This window comes from Chryseobacterium sp. 2VB, assembly GCF_005503635.1.
Lineage (GTDB): Bacteria > Bacteroidota > Bacteroidia > Flavobacteriales > Weeksellaceae > Chryseobacterium > Chryseobacterium cupriresistens.
Map to the genome: position 1 here is coordinate 122,043 of NZ_SCNC01000006.1, position 21,910 is coordinate 143,952.

The 21,910-nt window shown below is 37.0% G+C and carries 19 protein-coding genes; 6 read left to right on the plus strand and 13 right to left on the minus strand.

Annotated elements, in window-relative coordinates; translation table 11 throughout:
- The first annotated feature begins 6 nt into the window (after positions 1-6).
- The 3 genes from FFS26_RS08230 to FFS26_RS08240 are packed head-to-tail and all read left to right on the plus strand — an operon-like array spanning position 7 to position 1,932.
- On the plus strand, positions 7-459 hold the full coding sequence (locus FFS26_RS08230; protein WP_110009908.1) for a FixH family protein: 453 nt from the start codon (positions 7-9) through the stop codon (positions 457-459).
- The gene (locus tag FFS26_RS08235) at positions 450-1,175 is read left to right on the plus strand and encodes a sulfite exporter TauE/SafE family protein (protein WP_110009909.1); all 726 of its coding nucleotides are present in this window, start codon (positions 450-452) and stop codon (positions 1,173-1,175) included. The genes FFS26_RS08230 and FFS26_RS08235 overlap by 10 nt, the downstream gene beginning before the upstream one ends.
- A 19-nt stretch (positions 1,176-1,194) precedes the next feature.
- Entirely contained in the window at positions 1,195-1,932 is a 738-nt protein-coding gene (locus FFS26_RS08240; RefSeq protein ID WP_137904788.1) for a hypothetical protein, read from the plus strand.
- Positions 1,933-1,987: 55 nt separating this feature from the next.
- On the opposite strand, the gene serS is transcribed toward FFS26_RS08240, so the two are convergent.
- The 11 genes from serS to FFS26_RS08295 form a co-directional block, all read right to left on the minus strand.
- Positions 1,988-3,256, minus strand: coding sequence for a serine--tRNA ligase (gene serS / locus FFS26_RS08245; protein ID WP_137904789.1), 1,269 nt, complete (start codon positions 3,254-3,256; stop codon positions 1,988-1,990).
- Positions 3,257-3,321: 65 nt separating this feature from the next.
- Complete coding sequence (locus FFS26_RS08250; RefSeq protein WP_137904790.1) at positions 3,322-3,840, minus strand: hypothetical protein; 519 nt, start codon at positions 3,838-3,840, stop codon at positions 3,322-3,324.
- Positions 3,841-3,878: 38 nt separating this feature from the next.
- Positions 3,879-5,777 (minus strand): asparagine synthase (glutamine-hydrolyzing), encoded by a 1,899-nt coding sequence (gene asnB, locus FFS26_RS08255; RefSeq protein ID WP_137904791.1) that lies wholly within the window; start codon positions 5,775-5,777, stop codon positions 3,879-3,881.
- Between the two features lie 66 nt (positions 5,778-5,843).
- Positions 5,844-7,097 carry a polysaccharide biosynthesis C-terminal domain-containing protein gene (locus tag FFS26_RS08260; protein ID WP_110009914.1) on the minus strand — a complete coding sequence of 418 codons (1,254 nt, stop codon included), beginning with the start codon at positions 7,095-7,097 and terminating at the stop codon, positions 5,844-5,846.
- Positions 7,098-7,102: 5 nt separating this feature from the next.
- Entirely contained in the window at positions 7,103-8,236 is a 1,134-nt protein-coding gene (locus FFS26_RS08265; RefSeq protein ID WP_110009915.1) for a glycosyltransferase, read from the minus strand.
- Positions 8,237-8,334: 98 nt separating this feature from the next.
- On the minus strand, positions 8,335-8,823 hold the full coding sequence (locus FFS26_RS08270) for a hypothetical protein (RefSeq protein ID WP_137904792.1): 489 nt from the start codon (positions 8,821-8,823) through the stop codon (positions 8,335-8,337).
- Positions 8,824-8,909: 86 nt separating this feature from the next.
- The gene (locus FFS26_RS08275; RefSeq protein ID WP_110009917.1) at positions 8,910-10,046 is read right to left on the minus strand and encodes a hypothetical protein; all 1,137 of its coding nucleotides are present in this window, start codon (positions 10,044-10,046) and stop codon (positions 8,910-8,912) included.
- A 20-nt stretch (positions 10,047-10,066) separates the two neighbouring features.
- Positions 10,067-10,852 (minus strand): (Fe-S)-binding protein, encoded by a 786-nt coding sequence (locus FFS26_RS08280; protein ID WP_062676022.1) that lies wholly within the window; start codon positions 10,850-10,852, stop codon positions 10,067-10,069.
- 79 nt (positions 10,853-10,931) lie between these two features.
- Positions 10,932-12,269, minus strand: coding sequence for a (Fe-S)-binding protein (locus FFS26_RS08285; RefSeq protein WP_110009918.1), 1,338 nt, complete (start codon positions 12,267-12,269; stop codon positions 10,932-10,934).
- Between the two features lie 8 nt (positions 12,270-12,277).
- Positions 12,278-13,228, minus strand: coding sequence for an MlaD family protein (locus FFS26_RS08290; protein WP_110009919.1), 951 nt, complete (start codon positions 13,226-13,228; stop codon positions 12,278-12,280).
- Between the two features lie 128 nt (positions 13,229-13,356).
- Positions 13,357-15,510 (minus strand): SurA N-terminal domain-containing protein, encoded by a 2,154-nt coding sequence (locus FFS26_RS08295; RefSeq protein WP_137904793.1) that lies wholly within the window; start codon positions 15,508-15,510, stop codon positions 13,357-13,359.
- Between the two features lie 260 nt (positions 15,511-15,770).
- Between FFS26_RS08295 and lon the strand changes: the two genes are divergently transcribed.
- The gene (gene lon, locus FFS26_RS08300; protein WP_110009921.1) at positions 15,771-18,176 is read left to right on the plus strand and encodes an endopeptidase La; all 2,406 of its coding nucleotides are present in this window, start codon (positions 15,771-15,773) and stop codon (positions 18,174-18,176) included.
- 201 nt (positions 18,177-18,377) lie between these two features.
- On the plus strand, positions 18,378-19,490 hold the full coding sequence (locus tag FFS26_RS08305) for an AI-2E family transporter (protein ID WP_137904794.1): 1,113 nt from the start codon (positions 18,378-18,380) through the stop codon (positions 19,488-19,490).
- A gap of 90 nt (positions 19,491-19,580) precedes the next feature.
- Here FFS26_RS08305 and FFS26_RS08310 read toward each other — a convergent pair whose 3' ends face one another.
- Complete coding sequence (locus tag FFS26_RS08310; protein ID WP_137904795.1) at positions 19,581-19,829, minus strand: bacteriocin-like protein; 249 nt, start codon at positions 19,827-19,829, stop codon at positions 19,581-19,583.
- 153 nt (positions 19,830-19,982) lie between these two features.
- On the opposite strand from FFS26_RS08310, the gene FFS26_RS08315 reads away from it, so the two are divergent.
- Positions 19,983-20,360 carry a DoxX family protein gene (locus FFS26_RS08315; protein WP_110009924.1) on the plus strand — a complete coding sequence of 126 codons (378 nt, stop codon included), beginning with the start codon at positions 19,983-19,985 and terminating at the stop codon, positions 20,358-20,360.
- A 111-nt stretch (positions 20,361-20,471) separates the two neighbouring features.
- Here the strand turns inward: FFS26_RS08315 and FFS26_RS08320 are convergent, their stop codons facing one another.
- On the minus strand, positions 20,472-21,830 hold the full coding sequence (locus FFS26_RS08320) for an acyl-CoA dehydrogenase family protein (protein ID WP_137904796.1): 1,359 nt from the start codon (positions 21,828-21,830) through the stop codon (positions 20,472-20,474).
- Positions 21,831-21,910: the final 80 nt, after the last annotated feature.

The following is a 21,910-nucleotide window of genomic DNA, read 5'->3' on the forward strand; positions in this document are numbered from 1 at the left end:
AAAAGAATGAAGAACTTTAGTTGGGGACACGGTGTTGTAATTGCATTATTAGCATTTATAGTTTTTATATTATCCATGATGTTTCTTTTCCCGAACGGACAGAAGAATTCTGAAATGGTAACCGATAATTATTACGAAGAAGAATTGAAGTATCAGGATGTGATTGATGCTAAGAAAAAAGCAGATGACCTGCAGGAAAAACCTGTATACAGCCAGAATACCAAAGGCATTACAATCACTTTTCCAAAAGAATATAATAATTCAAATACTACGGTAAAATTTGTTTTAAACAGAACCGACGACCAGAATTTAGACATTAAAAAATCTGTACAGCTTGATGCCAGCCAGTCTTTCACCATTCCTGCGCAGGTATTGAAAGTAGGAAACTATACGTTAAGATTAAGCTGGACAAAAGATAAAACAGACTACCGAATGGATTATGACGTGATATGGAAATAGGACTTATTGTATCGGCTATTGCTTTAGGATTTGCTTCCGGTTTTCACTGTATCGGAATGTGCGGACCTATTGCTTTATCGATGGGATTAACCAAAAAACAGGCTGCCAATTTCTATCTTCAAAACCTTACCTACCAATTCGGAAGAATTTTCACCTACTCATTATTAGGTGCTCTTCTGGGGATTATCGGGCAGGGATTTGAAATGGCAGGCTTCCAGAAATATCTTACCATTACTGCCGGGGTTCTTCTGATCATTATGGCTGTATTTTCATTTGGTGGAAAAGATTTTGCTTCAAAAATTCCTTTCCTATCCAAGTTTCTGTACAGTGTAAAAATGAATTTAGGAAAATTACTTCAGAAAGCGGATTACCGTTCGAGATTTACAACAGGTCTATTAAATGGCTTTTTACCATGCGGAATGGTGTATATGGCACTTACAGCCAGTCTTGCAGGCGGAGGAATATGGCAGGGAGCTTTATATATGGCTTTATTTGGGCTGGGAACCCTTCCGTTCATGTTCGCTATTGTTCTGGCCGGAAATCTCATGAATCAGGCCTTCAGAGTAAAAGTTTTAAAAGCAGTTCCGGTAATCATGATTATTCTGGGAGGATTATTCATTCTGAGAGGTCTTGAGCTGGGAATTCCATATGTTTCTCCGAAAGCAGAAGCTATGACGATTATGAAAGATCCAAATGGAGCTGTTAACTGTCATTAATCCGTATTTTAAATCAACCATGAAGAAAATTATTGTCTTATTTCTGATAGGCCTTTTCACATTGCAGTCCTGCAGTGTGAATTCTGAAATTGTTTATCACAAAGATGCTGCTTCCACTTCTGTCACCGATATCGATACAAAAGAATTTATGTCGGAAATGATGGCAATGACACCGGATTCCTTAAAGCAGAAAGAATTCGGGGAAATGGATAAGCTTCCGACTGCCTGGACAAGTATGTATGATCTTGCCAAACAGGAAGGAAAATTGAAAACCGAAAATCCGGATTCGATTCGGATTATGAAAAAGGTCTTCATGAAATCAACAAAGGAAGATCAAAAGCTGGCTGGATTTTCTTTCAAAATAGAGCATTTTACTCCGGAAGACTATCAGGCTTTGAAAAACTTCACGAAAACTGAAAAAATTCCTCTGGATCAGAATATTTACAATAATTGGGACGGAAAGACTTTAACAATTAATACAGATAATTTTAATCTTAAAAATATTGAAGAAGCTATCAAAACCAAAAGCTCAAAGGAAGAAGCTGAGAAAGTGGCAGGTATGATGGTAATGTTTTTCAAAAAGATCGGTACTACCTTAAAGTTTGAAAATAAAATACAATCAATTTCAGGTAAACATGACTGGGTAACACAGATTGATGATCATTCCATAAGAATAGAATATGATCTGAAAGCTATTTACGATAATGATACAAAACTCAAAAACGCTGATAAGAAGATTATCATCGTTACTGAATAAAACAAAGACCACCGGATTATGGTGGTCTTTTTATTATTACTAAAAATAGATTAATTTAGTTGATCAAATCAAATCTTGCATATTCCGCAACCTTCTTAGGAAGCTTAATTCCTTCCGGTGTCTGGTTATTCTCCAGCAATGCAGCCATAATTCTAGGTAAAGCCATTGCAGATCCGTTCAGGGTGTGAACCAGCTGAGATTTCCCATCACCTTTATAACGGCATTTCAGTCTGTTAGCCTGGAATGTTTCAAAATTCGAAACAGAGCTTACTTCCAACCACATTTCCTGAGCGGCACTCCAAACTTCAAAGTCATAAGTCATGGCAGATGCAAAACCTGTATCACCACCGCAAAGCCTTAAAACTCTGAACGGAAGTTCAAGATCGGTAAGAATTTCTTTGATATGCTCTACCATTTCTTCCAAAACAGCATAAGAATTTTCAGGTTTTTCAATTCTTACGATTTCTACTTTTTCAAACTGGTGAAGACGGTTCAGACCTCTTACATGAGCTCCGTAGCTTCCCGCTTCCCTTCTGTAACACTGAGAGAATGCCGTATTCTTAATCGGAAGATCTTTCTCATCAAGTAATACATCGCGGTAAAGGTTCGTTACAGGAACTTCTGCCGTAGGGATCAAATATAATTTATCTTCATTGATATAATACATCTGTCCTTCTTTATCCGGAAGCTGTCCGGTTCCAAAACCAGAGGCTTCATTCACAACGTGAGGAGGATTCACTTCTGTGTATCCTTTTTCCACATTTTTATCTAAGAAATACTGAACCAAAGCTCTCTGTAATCTTGCTCCTTTACCTAAATAAACAGGAAAACCGGCTCCGGCAATTTTTACTCCTAACTCAAAGTCGATAAGGTTGTATTTTTTTGCCAGTTCCCAATGAGGAATAGCTCCTTCACCAAGACCCTCTACCGGATGAGACTGAAAAATAATTTCGTTATCATCAGCAGAAGCACCACTCTTTACCAATTCGTTTGGAATATTGGGAAGCTGATACAGAATATTCAGTAAGTCGTTTTCTTTACTTTCTAACTGGGATTTCAATTCTGAGCTCGACTCTTTGTATTGTGCTGTTTTAGACTTTGCAGATTCCGCTTCTTCTTTTTTTCCTTCTTTCATCAAAAGACCGATTTCTTTCGAAATTTTGTTGATTTCGGAAAGCTGGGAATCTAGTTCAAACTGGATTCTTTTTCTTTCGTCATCGGCAGCGATAGCCTCGTCTACCAACTCAAGATTTTTGAATTGTCTTTTCTTAAGACCTTCTAAAACGCGTTCTTTGTTGTCGCGCAAAAAATTGACTTGTAACATTTTATTTAGATGTTAAATATTAGATATTAGCCTATAATCAGCTAACTGTTGTACAAATTTAAAAATTATTTTGTGACCGTGACAGTATTTATCGAAGTTGGTGCATTGGCCTCTTTTGAAAATACCGGAACTCTGTTATACAGAACTTTTGAAACCTGGAATACCGTTGGGGTATTGCGATACTGAATTTCCAAAGTATCAATCACATTATCGCTTGCATTTGTGCTTTTTGTATACGTAATCTTCATTCGGGAATAATAGGAGGTTCCTGTTCCGGGATTATCCGGGCTGATGGAATCCAGTCTCCTTCTTTTGGCTCCTGCCAGATATTCCATATAAAACAATGAATCTGTAGTCATTTTCAATGAAATATTTATCGGAGCAATATCTTTAGTTCCAAAAATATCATTCACAGAATACCCTGTAAAAGATCCTGTTTTCTCACTGTTCAGCAAATCCTGACCAGCACTGTTCCTGATATAGATATTCAATAACTGATCAATCCTCTGCAAAGAATCATCGTCACTTTTACAACTGATCAGTGCAAAAACCGCTACAAGTATACACCAAAAATATTTCATCATAAATACAAAGGTAAAATATTAATCTTTAGGCTCCTTCTTTATTTTTCAAAATATTTCTGATACCACAACTCAAAAGTAACCAGCTGCCAGATTTTTACCCAGTCATACTCATGTTCCTGGTGATTCCACCAATCATCAATCACCGCAGCATTAAAGAAGTTTCTCTTTTTTAAACTTTCAAGATTTTCAGTAATAAATTCTCTTACTCTTTTTTCGTTTTTAATGAAATAATTGACAGGAAATGAAAATCCTTTTTTGGGCATATTCAAAACTCCCTGAGGAAGATAATTCTCTGCTGTTTTACGCAATAGAGGTTTATTCTGAATTCCATTAAATCTGATGTTTCCAGGAAGTGATGCTACATAGTCTATTAAACTGTTGCTTAAATAGGGATAACGAAACTCTACGCTGTATTTCATCGCACTCAGATCATCCCGGAAAACATGGTGGGAGGATAGTGAATATTTCATGTCATATTCAAAATATCCCACATAGTTTTTTGCTTCTGAAAGGTGGTATTTTGAAAGATGTAAATCTATTTTACTATAAATATCCGGGGTTATAAGGCTTTTAATTTCCAGCGGTCTCATACTGATCTGGCTCTGCCTGAAAAAATCAAACATATGATCCTGGGAAAAGTAGTTTTTTACCCGTTGTGAAAATTTATCCTTCGTAAATATTAAAGAGCTTACAAAATTAAAATGCCTCATCAGAAGCCATCTGCTCAGCTTCAGTGTATGAGAATAACCGGCAAAAAGTTCATCAGCGCCATTTCCGCTTAATACGACTTTAAAATTCTGATCATGTGCATATTTTGCAGCATTGATTAAGACTTCAAAACTGCTGTAAGGTTCTTCAAAATGCTGGATATTTTCTTTAAGGTCTTCCAGCGCTTCTTCGTCACTCACTTCTTTCACCGCATGCGAAACACCAAAATGTTTAGCAGCTATAGATGCATTCTTCACCTCTTCTTCAGAAAACGGATAAGATATGGTGTATGTATTAATATTGGTATTAAAAGATTTTGATTTTGAAGCAATTAAAGTAGAATCAATACCTCCGCTCATCATGACTGCGACAGGAACATCTGCATATAACTGTTCAGAAATACTTTCAGAAAGCAGTTCATCTATTGTTCTTACAGCTTCTTCCTCTGAAATATTTTTTTGAGACGTTGAAGGTAGCTTCCAGAATTTTTCTTTAGTGATGTTCTGATTGTTTAAATCAACAGTCATGATGGAAGCTGGTTCAAGGGATAAAATATGCTGAAAACAGGTTTGTGGAGCTAATGTTGTCTGAAAAAGAAAATTGGTATAAACTCCGTCCCAGTTGATTTCAGGCTTTACCAGCTCATTCTTCAGCAATGATTTTATTTCTGATGCCCAAACCAATCCCTGCTCGCTTTGATGGTAAAAAAGAGGCTTCATCCCAACTCTATCTCTTGCTAATATAATTTTCTGACCGGAAAGATCAACAATACAGATGGCAAACATTCCATCTAATTTTGCAAAGGCAGAATTTCCCCACTCCTGATAGGCTTTGAGAATAACTTCAGTATCAGAACTGCTATGGAAAGAATATCCCAAAGACTCAAGTTCTTTTCTTAATTTTTTAAAATTATAAATCTCTCCGTTAAATGTAATAATAATCTGCTCATTCTGTGAAAGCATAGGCTGATGGCCTTTTTCGGACAGATCAATGATGGATAATCTACGGAAACCTAAAGCAATATCATAGTTCCCCTCTTTTAAAACCGGAAACTGCTCTTTGATTTTTTGGGTGGAATCATTCCCTGAAAAAGAAATTCCTTCATTGGCATTATACAGCCAGAATCCTTCATCATCCGGCCCGCGGTGTCTGATCGCCTGATTCATTTCCAGAATATTTGTTGAGGAAATACTTTTATGAAATGAATAATAACCGCTGATTCCGCACATAGTAAAGAGGTAATAGATTTGTAAAAATAGGAAAATGACTTTATTTTATGGGTGTGCCGGAAATAATTATTTCTTCAAAAATTTCTTTTTTAAAAGCTGTATTTCCCGTTTTGAAACCATATAGTCTTTCAAAATAAACGGAGTAGACCTATAAAATTTCCTGAACAACAGGAAGGCCGAAACAAAGTAAGATGATGTAGTTGCTATACAAGCTCCGATAATTCCCCATTTCGGTATTGCAATGAAAGAGAGTACCACTGTAACCACTAGCCCTACAATCGATTTGATATTGAGAATTTTTAAATCTCTCATTCCTGAAAAGTAATGCCCAACCATATCACTTACCGCAATGGCAAAAATTCCCGGTGATAAAAGAAGCATTATTTCTTTGGTATCTCTGAACTCTTTCCCGAAGATCATCTCGTAAACCTGAGAGGGTATGATTATGATTCCCAGCACAAAACCTATCATCAGAAAAAAGGTCAGTTTTAAGGATTCTTTGGTTTTCCCTATAGATTCTTCACTGCTTTTACTATTGACTACATCTGAGTATAAAATCACAGCAATACTGCGGGTAATGGTCCATATCGCTTCTGAGAAAGTAACCCCGATGGAAAATATCCCTACACTCGCTAAACCTTCAAAATGTTCTAAAAAATAAAACGAAAGCCTGTAATTCAAAAACTGCACAAAAGCACTCAGCTGGGTCTTCCAGCCGTATTCAAACATGTTCCTGCCTACCTCTTTACAGAATGATATCTGGGATATATTGCATTTTTTAATGATCTGGAAAAAGCTGGTAAGAAAAAGAAGTGCAAGACATATAATCTGGGCGAGAAAGTATACGGAAACATCTTTCTTTCCGAACAGATAAACCAATATTCCAATAAATACAATATGTACAAGCTGCTGCAAAACAGTATACATATTGAACCTTTTAATATCCTGTGTTCCAATAAACAAGCTGATATTAGTAGATAAAAGTGAAGAAAAAACGGAAATTCCGATAAGGTACAGGAGATATTCACCCTGAATAGAAGCAATACTGAATAAAAAAGGAATTAGAAGACCCGTCAGGAGAGACCACAGATAGGCATACAATAAAACCTTTTCTATTTTAAACCTTGAGGCAAAATACGAAGCACTGCTTCCGGAAAAGATATTGCTGAAAAAACTTACTGCTGCTGCATTGGCCACCACAATAGAAATGGTTCCTTTCCCCTCACTTCCCCACATATTCGTTGAATAGATCACCAGCCCGAAGCTGAGGATCAGAATAAGAAAGCGTGAGACAAAGGTTTTAATGATAGTAAGCTGCATGGTGATTATGGATCAATAGATTTTTTTACAAAATCAACGAAGTTATCTTTTATAAGTTCCCAGTTATATTTTTCTTTAAATTCTTTTCGTGCATTGAGAGTATGGGATCGATAGAGCTCCGGATTCCTGATATAATTGATGATAATATCCGAGATTGCTTCTGCATCATGAGGATCAACAAGACTTCCAAACGAAAGCTCTCCCATATGCTCCCTGATCCCTTTCAAATCTGAATAAATCACAGGTTTTCCTGCTCCCATAAAATAAAACAGTTTTATCGGCAGCGAATGATTGTTTTCAAAATTAATTTCCCGAAGATCAAAACAAAGGTCAGCTTCTGTAAACGCTTCTGTAAAATACTCAAAACCAGTAGGTTTTATAATATCTATATTTTCAAAAGAATAGTCCTTTACTAATGTTCTAAAATACACATCATCACTTTCGTGTATTGCTGCTCCTATGATCAGGATTTTAATATGAAGATCAGGAACTTTTTGACGGAGAAGGTCTACGGCTTTAAAGAAATTTTCAATTCCTTTATCTTTGGAAATCTGACCCGTGTAACATAATGTGATGCTTCCCGGAGTGAGTTCTTTTATACTTTCATTAATATAAACAGAAGCCGGATAATAAGGCAGAATCATTTGTTTTTTAAATCCAAAAAAATAGGCCAAAGGGAATTTCTTGGTGGTTTCACCAAAAATAAAATGTGTACTTAGAAACCCTGCATACAGCTGAATAAGAGTAAATTTCACCGCCTGAAAAATTTTAGCAGGAAAGCGATAATTTTGAAGCATTGACATGGAAGGATACCATTCTGTAACATCATAGATACAGCTTATCCTGTGTTCTTTTACAAACTTCTTTACTGCCACAACAGCCAATGGTTCAGAGCAAATGATACCATCCGGATGAAAAGTATCACAAACTTTACTGAAAGTTTCCATTTTCGTTTTTATACTTTCTTCAAGAACAGCAAAAGATTCTATTTGTATCCCATCAATAAAACCTTTATACTCTGCATATAAACTGCATATTTTTATTTCATACCCATTATCTCTAAGAGCTTTTGCCTGATGATAAAAAATGCGGTCATCATTATAGCTGTGGGAAGTCGTTAAAAAAAGTACTTTAGGCATTAGTCACTGCTCGAATCTATACAAATATACATTAAAACAAAAAAGTGGAAATATATTTTCCACTTTATGATTATTCTTTTGTATCAGCTTAACAGCTATTATTTTATAGAAGCCGCCCAGCTCTTCTCCAAAGGAAGAAGGAAGTGGCTTAAAAAGTCCAGATACGTATTTTTAGAGAAGTCAAAAACCTGAATATCTTCTGCAAGTTCTCCGTTTCTCAGCTTCGTTTTAAAGTCTATTAATTTTAACGTTTTCACTTCACCATTCTCCACAAAACTTGCTTTCATCCTATCGAAAAGGCCTAGCTGATATTCTTCGTCAATTTCTCTCATTACCTTTCCTAATGCATCAATGCTGCATCCTGAAGCCACTTCTTTTTCTTCATCCACACATACGATGATAAACTGATTCTTTTCAATTTTAAAGGAAGAAGAAAGTGGTTTTCCATGAGCAGCCCACGTTGCAAGGAAATCAAATAGTTTTTCAGTAATAGCTTTAGCTTCTCTTGTTTCAAAAGGTCTTGAAGCCGGATATATAATGACTCTGTAGTCGTTGGTTTCTACAATATTAGATTCTTCGATTTTCATAATGTAAATATTTATTTTTCAAGATATTAAACAATCAATCTTTATTTTACTTACCATTGAATGCTCCTATCATTGTAAAGACAAAATTACGTAATTTTCCCGAGTTTAAGATCATTGTATTTTTTACTCAGTACATAGAGCATCATAATGAAAACCGGAAAGATAAAAGGAAAGAAGAACCTTAAAGCTGCCGACTGCGGAAAGAAAAAGAATTTTATATAAACATTCACCAGGAAAAGAACCGAAATTATTCTCACCCATGCATCTTTAGAGCGCCAGAAGATCACTCCGATCATAATAGCCAGTGATAAAGTGACTTTTTTAAAATAAATGATTTTAATATAAATAATACTCAGATAGTCTTTTAAACTGACATCAATAGGATGTGTAGAAATAATAGGTCTTCTGTCAATAAAAGTATCATAAAACAGATCTTTCCATCCGGGATAATGATAAAACTTAATGATGGCGAGATACATGGCAAGAAGTACGATTCCCTGTGCAATAAAAGAAATATCAATTTTCTTTTCCCGGAAATAATGAAAAAAGAAAACAGACATAATATAAGTCAGGGTAAATGTAATATAATCTGGCCGAATAAAAGTAATACCAAATAATAGCGCAAACATTCCCCATTTATTCCATTTTTTGATTAAGCCAATCATAAAGATCAGCATAAACTGGAAAATAAACATATCAGGTGTAGAAACCCTCGACATATAAGTCATTGGTGGTAAAAGCATGGTGGCAATCGTTAATAGTACCGCAAGCCAGTATTTCTTTGGAAACAGGAGTTTCAGAATATAAAATAATAATATTCCTGAAAAAAAGTAAGAAATAAGACTGGTAAATAATACGGCCATTGGCGCTGTAAACCCTAGTTTGTAAAAAAGAGTTATCACAAGAATATACCCTACTTTGATCTGAAAATAGGGTAATTGTTCTATAAAAGATTGTGTATTTTTAACGAAATACTGCCTGGGAATATCCCATTGCTTTATTCCGATGATGTCTGTATAGTGTTCTGCTGGAGCCTCTTTCTTGATTTCCTCATAGGTCAGGATTCGGACTTTATCAGGAGAATTCGGGAACTCGGAAGTATACATACATCCCATATAGCCCGGCATATCCCAGTCATATACTCTGTTCTGATAATTCCAGAATGTAAGAAGAGCAAGTACCGAAATGATAAACAAAAAGGAGAGTCTCCATTCCCGCTTCATAAGCCTGTATAAGATTACAATTATAAGTCTTCTGCTTCAGCAAGAAGTTCTACGATATCTTTTACGGCTACCTCAGTATTTTTATTAAAATGTTTTACTCCATCCGTCATCATGGTGTTACAGAAAGGACATCCCGTTGCAATTACCTTAGGTTCAAAAGATAATGCTTCTTCTGTTCTTTCAATATTGATGTCTTTCTTTCCTTTTTCAGGTTCTTTAAACATCTGCGCACCACCTGCTCCACAGCAAAGTCCGTTGGTCTTGCAGCGTTTCATTTCTACAAGCTCAGCGTCCAGTTTCTCCAGAAGCATTCTTGGCGCTTCATATTCGTCATTGGCACGTCCTAAATAACATGGATCATGGAAGGTAATTTTTTTCCCTCTGAATGCACCTCCTTCAATTTTCAGTCTTCCTTCCTCCATTAAAGTTTTAAGGAACTGAGTATGGTGAACTACTTCAAAGTGCCCTCCCAGGCTGGGATATTCATTCTTCAGGGTATTGAAACAATGCGGACAAGCCGTTACGATTTTCTTTACTTCGTAAGCATTCAATACTTCGATATTGGTAAGCGCCATCATCTGGAAAACGAATTCGTTTCCGGCTCTTTTTGCAGGGTCTCCGGTACAGCTTTCTTCCTGACCCAGAACAGCAAATTCAACGCCTATTTTGTTTAATATCTTACAGAATGCTTTTGTAATTTTTTTGGCACGGTCATCAAAACTTCCCGCACATCCAACCCAAAATAAAACTTCAGGGGCTTTTCCTTCGGCAGCATATTCTGCCATTGTTTTTATAGTGAAATCCATTCTAAATCAAATTTATCAATATACCAATGTAACAGTTTACCAATGATTGTTACATCGTTACATTATTTACATTGTTACATTAATTTTCGTTTGCCCAGTTCAGACGGTCTGCCTGATTGTACTGCCAAGGGGCTGCGTTGTTTTCCACATTGGTCATCATCAGGTTCAGTTCCTGTGGAGCAGCAGACTGTTCCATCACCAGGAATCTTCTCATTTCAAAAATAATGGAAAGCGGGTCAAGCAATACCGGACAGGCTTCTGTACATGCATTACAAGTGGTACAGGCCCAAAGTTCTTCTTTTGTAATATAATCGTTCAACAACTTTTTACCGTCATCTACGAATTTTCCGTTCTTATCGATGTTTCGTCCTACTTCTTCCAATCGGTCTCTGGTCTTCATCAGGATCAATCTCGGAGAAAGTTTTTTACCAGTAATATTAGCCGGGCAAACGGAAGTACAACGTCCACATTCTGTACACGAATAGGCATTCAGCAATTGTACCTGGTTCAGATCAAAAATATCTTCTGCCCCAAATTTGGAAGGAACGTCGGCTTCAGCTCCTTCAGCTGGTGCTGCGTAAGGATCTGCATTAGGATCCATCATTAGTTTGATCTCCTTTGTTACAGATTCAAGATTGTTGAATTTCCCTTTTTTCTCAAGATTGGCATACCATGTACTTGGAAATGCAAGAATAATATGTAAATGCTTTGAATAATAAAGATAATTCATGAAGAAAAGAATCCCTACAAAGTGGAACCACCAGGCTGCTTTCTCTGTGAACATCAAAAATCCGTTATCAAAATTGAAGACTTCCAAAAACGGAACCAATGTCATTTCACTGATCGGGAAACTTCCATGTACTGGTAAAACTCCTCTTGACTGCAAAATAAAATCTGAGGCATTCATTTTAAAGAAAGCCATCATCAGGGCAAATTCGATGATAAGAATCCAGTTGGCATCTTCTTTCGGCCATCCGAAAAGCTCCTTCATTGTTAATCTTTTAACCCCATAAAAGTTTCTTCTGATGAAAAATATAACTACACCTATTACAACCAGAAGTGCAAGCACTTCTAATGTAGCTGTAAAGAAGCTGTAGAATCCGTGTCCCAGAACCGAAGCCAGAAAACGGTGAGTACCAAACAGTCCATCAACAATTATTTCAATGAGTTCAATATTAATGATGATAAAACCAACATAGACAAAAATGTGTAAAATTCCTGCGATAGGACGTTTTACCATCTTACTCTGTCCCATGGCCACATTAGCCATGATACTCCAGCGTTCAGATTTTCTGTCACTTCTATTGATTTCACGACCCAGCCTGATATTTCTGTAGATCTTCTGCAGGCTTTTGGCAAACAGCCCGAACCCGGCTACTAATAAAATCAGGAAAATAATGTTATCGATGTACTGCATAAGGCGTATTAGTCTTTGTTATTTTTACCGAAAACCGAGAAATTGATATATCTCTTCGGATTCGCTTTCATATCTTCGATTAATGTATTCAGATTGGAAGAAGCTGAATTCAGGTTGTTGTACAGTTGATCGTCCTTCATCAGTTTACCTAAACTTCCTTCTCCTTTATCAATACCTCCAATCACCTGATTCAATTTTCCTACTGTAGCATCCAGATTGGCAATCGTTGCATTCAACTGTTTAGTATCGATGCTCTGAGCCAGATTCCCATATTTATCCAGTGTTACTTTTCCGCTTTGCATAGTAAGGCTTGCATCATCCAGCACCTTTTGCAGTTTTGGATCATTGTGTCCTACAAGCGTATTTACACTTCCTGCTGTGGATTGTAATGCTCCTACTGTTTTATTAAGGTTGGCTAGTAAAGCTTTTATTTCAGCTCTGTTCTGAGCATCAAAAACCTGATTGGCATTCGCCATTAAAGAGTCTACTCTATGTAAAACCACCTGTAGCTGATCTTTTACCGGACCTACCTGCGAAGAAAGACTTCCCAGCGTTCCCAGCTTAAAAGCACCTTTTAAAGTGTCACCGTCTTTTGCAGTAGGCCCGCCATACATAAGGTTTACTCTCATTTCTTTACCAGACATTAATCCCGGCTCAAAGATCTCCAATGATGAGTTTTTTGAAAATTCGAATTTATTGTCGACGGTAACTTTTACGACAAAATTAATTTTTCCATCTTTTGAGGTGATAGGAATAATCTTATCTACCTGCCCTACTTTCAGACCATTAATAGAAACTGCCGCAGACTGCGCCAGACCTTCTACATTGTCATATTTTGCGTAAAATATATTGTCGGTAGTAAAAAGGCTTTTCCCTTTCATAAACTGAAACAACACCACAAAGCCTACGATAGCTAGAAGTGCAATCACACCAGCTTTTAATTCTTTACTGAACTTCACTTGCTAATTTTTTTCTAATAAGCAAATATAATACATTTTAAATAAATCTTTTCCTTTATTATTCTGCCATAAATACAAAAAAAGCGACAAAAAATTTTGCCGCTTTTTATATCATTGAAATGAATTTCTTATTGTTGCTGATTCCCCAGCTTGTTCCAGATCTCGATTCTGTAATCTTCGATATCTGCATTGTCCTGAAGGCTCTTCATCCAGGCCTGTCCGAACATTCCTGCATTTCTCTGAGTAAGAGACTCTGTAAACTGCTTAAGATCTCCAGGCTGCTTGTTTACAGTTTCTGATTTTTTGATCAGAACATAAACTCCTGTTCCACCTTCAACCGGGTTAGAAAGTTTACCTTTTGCAACACCGAACGCTGCACCGGCAACTTTAGGTTCCATAGCACCTGCTACTGAAGGATTCAATAGGTTCACCTGAGCTGATTGTTTCGGAGCTGCAAATAATTTAGCAATCTGATCTAAGCTGGAAGCTTTTGCTGCTGCAATTTTATCAGAAATTTGTTTTGCTGCCAATTTATTTTTAACGATAACTTCGATCTGGTCTCTTACAGATTCAGGATCAGCAAGACCTGCCTCCTGTTTTCCGTTCAGATACACTACAATTTTATCACCTGTTCCATCTACTGTAAATAATTCAGTATCTCCTTTTGATCTTTTCTTATCAAAAGCCCAGGTAAGGATATCAGCATCTTTTTCAGTACCTAAGCCCTGAAGCTGACCTTCAAATCTTTTTGCTGCCTTCGGATTAGAGAACTGGTAGTTTCCTTTTTTAGCAATGTTCACAAAATCGTTGAAAGATTTCCCCTGAACCTGCTGAATGAATTTTCTTGAGTTTTTGTCTGTTTCAGCCTCAGTAGCATCTGATGGTTTGATCGCTTTCACAAGGTTAGCAACTTTATACCCCATTGATCCTGATTTTTTATCTTCAATATTGATGATATGGTAACCGAATTGTGTTTCTACTACCCCTGTAGCTCCTTTAGGATTGTTTGCAAGATAAGTAAGGAATTCAGGAACAAAAGGCGTCTCTGGCGTTGTCCATCCAAGGCTACCTCCCTGAGCTGCAGAATTCGGATCACTTGAAAGTTTAAGGAAGTCTGTAAATTTAGCTGGAGTAGCTTTTACAATAGCTCCGATAGAGTCTGCCAATTTCTTAGCCTGCTCTTTGGTTCTTGTTACCCCTTCACCTGCAGGGCTTCCTTTGAATGCAATAAGGATATGTCTTGATAAAGTAGAATCTGAAGGTCTTTTACCTACCAATTTAGATACTACATATACATCTTGTTCTTTATAAGGACCAAAAGTCTGACCTACAGCTGCTGTTGTGATCTGATCTTTGATTGTTGGAGGCAATTGTGCAGGATTCAGATACTGAGGATTGAATGGTGCATCAGAATTTGCTGCTACAAACATAGAATCGTTTTTAGTATTCTGGAAGTTTTCAGTTCCTCCACTAGCATCCGTACCTCCTGAATATAATTTTGTAATTTCTTTCAGAGCTGCTGCATCATCTGCCGCACTAGGTTTAGATGGAAAAAATACAATACCGAGATTTCTGCTTGGCTCAGCTTTGAACATTACAGGGTGCTTCTTGATGTAATCAGCAAGATCCTGTGTGGTAACATTGATCTTTGTTTTTTGAAGATAAGCTGCGTAATCTACTTTTACAAAGTCGATATCTGCAAGCTGATCTCTCTGCTTCATCAATTCTTCAGCTTCTTTCTTACCTGTAGTAATCCCTGCTGAAATATTGGTAAACACCTGTCTCGCCATTAGTCTGTACTCGATTGTCTTTCTTGTTTTCAACCATTGAGTATATCCCTGAGGATTGGTGTTTTGTAATGTTTCAATTTCTTTTTTAAGCTCTTGAGTTTTAAAGTTACCTTTCTCATCAAAGAACTGTTGATTCTGAGCAAACATCTGATCGTACTGGATCTGATTCCAGAAATAATCATCAGTCATTTCAAAGCCCAGTTTCTCAAACTGTTGTTTGATAAGTTTAGATTGTACAAGTAACTGCCAAGCCTGCTCTTCAAGACCGTTTTTCGGACGACCTTGCTGTTCAGCCTGCTGCTGCAGCACGAAAAGCTGATCATTGAACTCTTCGCGGGTGATTTTCTCACCGTTTACTTTTCCTAAAACATCAGGATTCTTACCAAAAACCTTGTCGATACTATCGGGGTTCACCAGGAACGCCAAAAGCGCTAAGGCTATTACTCCCATTAAAAGCCAAGGCTTACTCCTAATCTGTCCTAAAATTGCCATTTTATAAATTATAGTTTTTTATCAGTTTGCGAAAATACACATTTTTAAGAAATTACAGAAACAGAACTGCTTTATTTTGATTTTTAATGCAAAGATTATCTAAAAAAGGAAATTTTGGCCGTATTTTTAAGTAAAAAACAAATGGCATAAGTATTGTGCATTTTTAGAATATTATAATATACCACACGTTTTCAGAGTATATTATAAAAAATTCCTTTAACGATAAAAAACGAAAATGACAATTTGTCATTCGATTGACTATGACAGAATTTGAAGATATTAGTTTAGAAGAAATGATCAGTGACGGATTTGATATCGTAACTGAAGAAATCAATCTTTCCGATTTCGCAGAGACTGATAAAAATTCCGAACAGAAAATATTCCCTATACTTCCCGTAAGAAATATGGTCATGTTCCCTAATGTGGTAATTCCTATTACTGCGGGGAGAAAAACCTCTATACAGCTTCTTGAAGAGGCACAGAAAAACGGGGATTTTATTGGAATTGTAAGCCAGAAAAATTCGGATCTGGAACAACCATCCGAAAAAGATATATATACTACCGGAACACTGGCAAAGATTATTAAGATCATTAAGCTTCCCGAAGGCAATATTACAGCTATTACCAAAGGATTTCACAGATTTAAGATTAAAAAAATCGTTGATAATCAACCATATTTTAAAGCTGAAATATCAAAATTAAAAGATACCCAGCCTAAAGACCGGGAAGAGTATGAAGCATTGCTGGAAAACATCAAGGATCTTGCCTTAAAGATCATTGAACTGGATCCTAATATTCCTAATGCCGCCAACTTTGCGATTAAAAATATTAACAATAATGATGATCTTCTGAATTTCATCTGCACCAATGCTAATTTCTCTTCGATTGCAAAACAAAAACTGCTTGAAGAGAAAAGTCTTATGACAAGAGCCAACCAGTGCTACGAGCTGATGCATGAGGATTTCAGAAAACTGGAACTGAGAAATCAGATTCATCAGAAAACTTCAAAAGATTTAGATAAGCAACAAAGAGAATATTTCCTGAATCAACAGATCAGAACCATCCAGGAGGAACTGGGCGGCGGACCTGAAAGTGATGTTGAAGATCTTATTGCCAAGGCTAAAACAAAAAAATGGAGCCAGGAAGTAGAAGACCACTTCCAAAAGGAAATCAGCAGACTTCAACGTCAGAATCCCAATTCCCCGGACTATAATGTTCAGAGAAACTATCTGGATTTCTTTACAGACCTTCCTTGGGAAACCTATACAAAAGATATTTTTGATATTGCAAAAGCTGAAAAAGTACTTGACAAAGCGCACTTCGGACTTGAAGATATCAAGAAAAGAATCCTGGAGCACATGGCCGTTTTAAAATTAAAAAACAACATGAAATCTCCTATCCTGCTATTGGTAGGGCCTCCGGGTGTGGGTAAAACTTCTTTAGGAAAATCTATTGCAGATGCTTTAGGAAGAAAATATGTAAGATTGTCATTGGGAGGACTTCATGACGAGAGTGAAATCCGTGGACATAGAAAAACGTATATCGGTGCTATGGCGGGAAGAATTTTACAGTCTATCAAAAAATCAGGTACTTCAAATCCTGTAATTGTTCTTGATGAGATTGATAAAATCGGACAAGGTCTACATGGAGACCCAAGCTCTGCACTCCTAGAAGTTCTTGATCCAGAGCAAAATAAATCTTTCTATGACAATTTCCTGGAGATGGGTTATGACCTTTCAAAAGTGATGTTCATTGCAACTGCCAACTCACTTTCAACCATACAGACGCCTCTTTTAGACAGAACGGAGATCATTCAGATTGCCGGCTATACTTTGGAGGAAAAGATTGAGATTGCCAAAAGACATTTGATCAGGAAACAACAGGAGGAAAATGGTCTGGATGCAAAATCATTCAAACTTGGAAATGCAGAACTTAAACACATTATAGAGGCTCACACTTCAGAAAGCGGAGTGAGAACCCTGGAAAAAAGAATTGCAGCCATTGGAAGATGGGTAGCACTACAGACTGCTTTGTTAAAGGAGTATGATCCAAAAATCTCAATAGAAAAAGTAGATGAAATTCTTGGGGTTCCAAGACCGAAAAGTTTATCTGAGATCACCGGAGTTCCTGGTGTTGTAACAGGTCTTGCCTGGACAAGTGTAGGAGGCGACATCCTTTATATTGAAAGCATTCTAAGCAATGGTAAAGGAGCGTTAACGATGACCGGAAACCTGGGAACGGTAATGAAAGAATCGGCTACTATTGCCCTTGAATATATTAAAGCGAAGCATGATGAGCTGGGCATTCCTCAGGAAGATATTGAAAAGAAAAACATTCATGTACACGTTCCTGAAGGTGCAACGCCAAAAGACGGACCATCTGCCGGTATTGCGATGCTGACATCAATGGTTTCTTCGTTTAAAAACAAGAAAGTAAAACCTCACCTTGCCATGACAGGAGAAATTACTTTAAGAGGGAAAGTATTACCTGTAGGAGGAATCAAAGAAAAGCTTCTTGCCGCAACAAGGGCTGGGGTAAAAGATGTTATTCTTTGTGAGGCCAACAGAAAAGATGTGGAGGAAATCAAAAAAGATTATCTGAAAAATCTGAGAGTACACTACGTCAACAGAATGGAAGAAGTCATCGACATCGCCATTGAAGAATAAAACAACTTACAACATATTAACTTCTCAATAAAGAAACACGCTCTGATATCCGGAGCGTGTTTCTTTTTATAAAAAAGCGTACAATTTCATCGGCTGGAATAAAATTTGCAACAACAGAAGAAAATCCCGCAGAATTGAATAAAAATTTTTCAATTCAGATGGGTTTTCTTATTTTTATTCCACACTGCAGATTTTTAGATTATGAATTTTCTTAGACTTCCTTTCCTTGTCAAGCTTACCCTCGTGGTGGTTTCCATCATTGGTCTTGGTTATCTACTGGCATTAGGGCAAAGTATTTTAGCGCCCTTTTTCCTCGCATTCCTTATGGCCATGCTGTTTTTACCGGCAGCCACTTTTATGGAAAAAAAGTTAAGATTTCCGAGATCTGTGTCTACGATGACTTCAGTATTTATTATGCTGATGATTTTAGGCGGAATTATTTACTTCTTTACCAATCAGCTGTCTGATTTCAGTAAGGATCTTCCACACCTCAAGGAACAGTTTACTACTGTTTTTAACAGCCTCCAGCATTGGGTTTCCAAAACATTTAATGTAAAAGTGGATGAACAGGTGGATTATATTAACCAGGGATTAACTAAACTTCTGTCTTCTTCGGGAGTCATTTTAGGATTTACTTTTGGAATATTTTCAACCGGATTCGGATTTATTATATTTTTCACCCTGTTTTTTATCTTTATTTTAAATTACAGAAGACTTTTAAATAATTTTATCGTTACTGTTTTCAACGAAAGACATAAAGCAAGTGTACAGGAAGCTGTGAATGAAATCAGAATCATGACTAAGAAATACATCTTCGGTCTTTTTCTTCAGGTGATTATTGTATCTGTTCTTACTTCAGTCCTTCTTACGATTCTGGGAGTAAAATATGCTATTCTTTTAGGAGTTTTGACCGGGTTATTAAACGTCATTCCCTATCTGGGAATCTTTATTTCTCTGTTAATTTCCTGCTTTATAGCATTCGCCACTTCTACTCCATCAACATGTATTTACGTTGCTTTGGGCTATATTGCCATACACGCTGTAGACGGAAATATTGTTCTTCCGTTTGTAGTAGGCTCTAAAGTAAAGATCAATGCCTTATTTTCTTTTATTGGAATCCTTTTAGGAGAACATCTTTGGGGAATTGCGGGAATGTTCCTGTGTATTCCGGCAATTGCCATTATCAAAATTATTTGCGAAAGAGTGGATGATCTTAAACCCTGGGGAAGGCTGCTCGGAGAAGAGCCTAAGCCCCATAAGAAGAAAAAAAGCTACAAAATTTCCAAGAATATTACTTTGAAGGAAATGGACTAAATATGAGTAATGGGCAATAAGCAATAATTGACATACTCCTAACTTTAAATAAAAAGACTGCCTTTTTCAAGACAGTCTTTTTTATATTATTTATGGAAGAGCACACAAAGGGTTCATTCCATTTGGACACGTTTCCGTACAAAGAATATAAGATTGGCTGTCGGGACAATATCCATAAGAAGGTCCACTAGGATCTCCACCCGGGCCACCTAAACAAGGATCACCTGGTGGAATTTTACACGGACATCCAATTGGTCCTATATCACATTTTCCAACACCTCCGCCTCCATGGATTTCTCTCAAATCCGTACGGTTTAATTTTTTAAGATTTTTCAACATAATAGTATTAGTTTAGTTTGAATATCAAATATAAACAATGAAATTATCCAAAACACAACATTAACCTATCATTAACATTAATTATACAATTTTTATAAAAATACAATCAAAAAATCCTATTTTTATTTTACATTTGGTATAAAATCACCAAACATGAAAACAGTAAAATTCATTTTATGTTTACTTTTCGGGCTTATGTTTATTAATGCCGGATTAAACAAGTTTTTCAATTATATGCCCATGGAGAAACCTACTCCAGAACAAATGAAACTTTTCGCTGCTTTTGGAGAGATCAGCTGGCTGATGCCATTAGTGGGCATTGTAGAAGTTATTGGTGGGTTATTATTTATTTTCCCAAAAACAAGAGCATTAGGTGCCATTGTTATTTTACCTGTCATGGTAGGAATTGTCACGCATGTTTTCACAATGGATAAATCTCCAATGGGAATGAGCATTGCAGGAGTGATGTTTCTGATCAACCTATGGATGATTATTGACAACAAGGAAAAATATAAACATTTAGTTTCATAAGATTGCAGGTAATAGGTTGCAGGTTGTAGGTTGCAGTACCAGTAAACTTCAGATGGAGTCTTGTTGATTTTAGTTCCTGTAACCTATTATCTGCTACCTGCTACCTCTTTCCTATACGAAAGCACTGAAACCCGTAATCGATCGCCCAACAATGAGCGAGTTGATTTCTTTTGTTCCTTCGTAAGAATAGATTGCTTCTGCATCGGCAACAAATCTGGCCACATCATACTCGAGCAGAATTCCGTTCCCTCCCATTACTTCTCTTGCTCTGGAAACAATATCTCTTGTTCTGAGTGTGCAGAAAACTTTGGCTAAAGAAGCATGTTCGTCTTTTAAAATCCCTTCATCCTGCATTTCAGACAGTCTGAAAACCATTGTCTGCATAGCGGTAAGATTGGACAACATTTCCACCAGATGTCCCTGAATCATTTGGAATGAGGCTATAGGTCTTCCAAACTGTTCTCTCTTTCGGGTATAATCCAAAGCACTTTCGTAAGCTCCGCGTGCACAGCCTGTAGCCATCCATGCTACTCCAGCTCTTGTCATTCTCAGTACTTTTCCTGTATCTTTAAAGGAATTGGCATTCTGCAGACGGTTTTCTTCGGTAACGAGACAGTCTTTTAAGGTAATCAATCCGTTCTGAACAATTCTTAACGCCATTTTTCCTTTGATCTTTTCTACGGAATATCCCGGATTATCTTTTTCTACAATAAAACCTTTCACTTCTCCACTATCCAGATCTCTTGCCCAGATGATGATGATATCTGCAAAAGTAGCATTCCCGATCCATTTTTTCTGCCCATTCAGAATCCAGCCTTCCGGTGTTTTTTTACAGGTTACCGTAAGTCCGCCTGCTGCTCCTGACCCAACTTCCGGCTCCGTAAGCCCGAAAGCTCCTATTTTTTCAAATTTCTGCATCTGCGGAAGCCATTTTTGCTTCTGCTCTTCCGATCCGCAGATATAAATAGAGCCCATTGCCAGTCCGGATTGTACTCCGAAAAATGTGGCGATAGAAGCATCCACTCTTGCCATCTCCATGGCAATAACACCTTCCATCAGGAAAGGCATTCCCGGACAGCCATACCCTTCATAAGTAACCCCGCAGATATCCAGTTTCTGGAATTTAGGAATGAGTTCAAAGGGAAATTCATCTCTGAGCCAGTAATGATTGACCAGAGGCTTGACTTCTTTTTCCATGAACGCTCTTACTTTAAGCTGAATTTCACGCTGTTCAGGAGTAAGAGTATGATAGATATCATAAAAGTCTCCATCAATGGCAGGAAGTTCTTTCTTTTTCTTTTCGGGATCGAGCATTTTCATAAGCCCGGAAAGCTGTTTATCATCCAGTTTTGAGAAATTTTGCATCAGTTTTGGCAAGTCCACTTTTTGAGAAATGGCACTCAGCTGATCAAAATCTATAGATGTGAATAACCCTATTGCGTTTCTGATTTTGGAAAAAGTATTTGACATAGTGATAGATTGTAGTTTTGGTTTGTAAAAGATAAGCAAAAACTACTCCGAAAGCAATGGCTGAAGCTCAAGTTTATTTT

Bases quoted from the DNA above. Each gene is read 5' to 3' on its own strand.
- FFS26_RS08230 (WP_110009908.1), top strand. From the start codon at position 7: ATGAAGAACTTTAGTTGGGGACACGGTGTTGTAATTGCATTATTAGCA.
- FFS26_RS08235 (WP_110009909.1), top strand. From the start codon at position 450: ATGGAAATAGGACTTATTGTATCGGCTATTGCTTTAGGATTTGCTTCC.
- FFS26_RS08240 (WP_137904788.1), top strand. From the start codon at position 1,195: ATGAAGAAAATTATTGTCTTATTTCTGATAGGCCTTTTCACATTGCAG.
- serS (WP_137904789.1), bottom strand. From the start codon at position 3,256: ATGTTACAAGTCAATTTTTTGCGCGACAACAAAGAACGCGTTTTAGAA.
- FFS26_RS08250 (WP_137904790.1), bottom strand. From the start codon at position 3,840: ATGATGAAATATTTTTGGTGTATACTTGTAGCGGTTTTTGCACTGATC.
- asnB (WP_137904791.1), bottom strand. From the start codon at position 5,777: ATGTGCGGAATCAGCGGTTATTATTCATTTCATAAAAGTATTTCCTCA.
- FFS26_RS08260 (WP_110009914.1), bottom strand. From the start codon at position 7,097: ATGCAGCTTACTATCATTAAAACCTTTGTCTCACGCTTTCTTATTCTG.
- FFS26_RS08265 (WP_110009915.1), bottom strand. From the start codon at position 8,236: ATGCCTAAAGTACTTTTTTTAACGACTTCCCACAGCTATAATGATGAC.
- FFS26_RS08270 (WP_137904792.1), bottom strand. From the start codon at position 8,823: ATGAAAATCGAAGAATCTAATATTGTAGAAACCAACGACTACAGAGTC.
- FFS26_RS08275 (WP_110009917.1), bottom strand. From the start codon at position 10,046: ATGAAGCGGGAATGGAGACTCTCCTTTTTGTTTATCATTTCGGTACTT.
- FFS26_RS08280 (WP_062676022.1), bottom strand. From the start codon at position 10,852: ATGGATTTCACTATAAAAACAATGGCAGAATATGCTGCCGAAGGAAAA.
- FFS26_RS08285 (WP_110009918.1), bottom strand. From the start codon at position 12,269: ATGCAGTACATCGATAACATTATTTTCCTGATTTTATTAGTAGCCGGG.
- FFS26_RS08295 (WP_137904793.1), bottom strand. From the start codon at position 15,510: ATGGCAATTTTAGGACAGATTAGGAGTAAGCCTTGGCTTTTAATGGGA.
- lon (WP_110009921.1), top strand. From the start codon at position 15,771: ATGACAGAATTTGAAGATATTAGTTTAGAAGAAATGATCAGTGACGGA.
- FFS26_RS08305 (WP_137904794.1), top strand. From the start codon at position 18,378: ATGAATTTTCTTAGACTTCCTTTCCTTGTCAAGCTTACCCTCGTGGTG.
- FFS26_RS08310 (WP_137904795.1), bottom strand. From the start codon at position 19,829: ATGTTGAAAAATCTTAAAAAATTAAACCGTACGGATTTGAGAGAAATC.
- FFS26_RS08315 (WP_110009924.1), top strand. From the start codon at position 19,983: ATGAAAACAGTAAAATTCATTTTATGTTTACTTTTCGGGCTTATGTTT.
- FFS26_RS08320 (WP_137904796.1), bottom strand. From the start codon at position 21,830: ATGTCAAATACTTTTTCCAAAATCAGAAACGCAATAGGGTTATTCACA.